The organism is Dietzia sp. Cai40, assembly GCF_014145165.1.
Lineage (GTDB): Bacteria > Actinomycetota > Actinomycetes > Mycobacteriales > Mycobacteriaceae > Dietzia > Dietzia natronolimnaea.
Genome location: NZ_JAALEB010000348.1, coordinates 1 through 1,233, shown reverse-complemented (window position 1 = coordinate 1,233; position 1,233 = coordinate 1). Strand labels below are relative to the sequence as shown.

At 72.1% G+C, this 1,233-nt stretch carries 1 protein-coding gene; it reads left to right on the top strand.

The window, feature by feature from the left end; translation table 11 throughout:
- The coding region (locus tag G6022_RS13150) for an MSMEG_0569 family flavin-dependent oxidoreductase (protein WP_182691725.1) at nt 1-1,193 on the top strand (1,193 nt) is incomplete at its 5' end.
- Nucleotides 1,194-1,233 lie beyond the last annotated feature (40 nt).

Here is a 1,233-nt window from a genome sequence, read left to right as displayed (position 1 = left end):
GTACGGCGGGCGTCGACCACCAGGTGGTGGAGAAGCAGACCGCCGTCCACGCCTGGGCCGACACCCGGTGGGACTCGTTCACGCTCGTCACGCCCAACTGGCACTGCAGGCTGCCGGGCTACCACTACGAGGGCCCCGACCCCGACGGGTTCATGACCCGCGACCAGGTGGTCGAGTGGCTGCACGGCTGGCTGGAGACCTTCGACCCGCCGCTCGCCGAGCACACGGCCGCCACCCGGCTGCGCCGGACCGGCACCGGCTTCGAGGTGACCCTCGCCGGCCCGGTCGGCGAGCGGACGGTCACCGCGGACGAGGTGGTGGTGGCCACCGGCGGCTACCCGGTCCCCGTGATCCCGCCCTACGCCTCGTTCCTCGACCCCGCCGTGACGCAGCTGCACTCCGAGCAGTACCGCAACCCCGACCAGCTGGCCGAGGGCGCGGTCCTGGTGGTGGGATCAGGCCAGTCCGGAGCTCAGATCGCCGAGGACCTGCACCTCGCCGGTCGCCGGGTCCACCTGGCGGTGGGCAACGCCCCGCGCGTCGCCCGGTTCTACCGGGGCCGGGACTGCATGACCTGGCTCGCGGACATGGGGCTGTACGACACCCCGGCACAGCAGTACCCCGGCGGTAAGGCCGCGCAGGAGAAGACCAACCACTACGTCACCGGCCGCGACGGCGGGCGGGACGTGGACCTGCGGCGATTCGCCGCCGAGGGCATGCGGCTGTACGGGACACTGACCGCCGGAGAGGGCACGGAACTGCGGTTCGACCCCTCACTCACCGAGGCGTTGGACTCCGCAGACCGGGTGTACAACTCGATCTGCGCCGACATCGACCGGCACATCGACGCACACGGGATCGACGCCCCGCCGCCGTCGAGGTACCAGCCGGTGTGGGCGCCCGAGTCCGACCCGACGTCCCTCGACCTCGCCGCGGAGGGCGTCACCACGATCATCTGGGCGATCGGTTACCGGCCCGACTACCGCTGGATCGAGGCGAGCGCGTTCGACGGCGCCGGCCACCCCATGCAGACCCGCGGCGTGACGGAGGTACCCGGCCTGTCCTTCATCGGCCTGCCCTGGATGCACACCTGGGGTTCGGGCCGCTTCCTCGGCATCGACCGCGACGCGGCGCACCTGGCCGAGGGCATCATCGCCCGCCGTCACGCCACCCGAGAGGAACGGGCATCATGACCACCTCCACCACCGGAGCGTCCACCTCGACCCGGGTCGA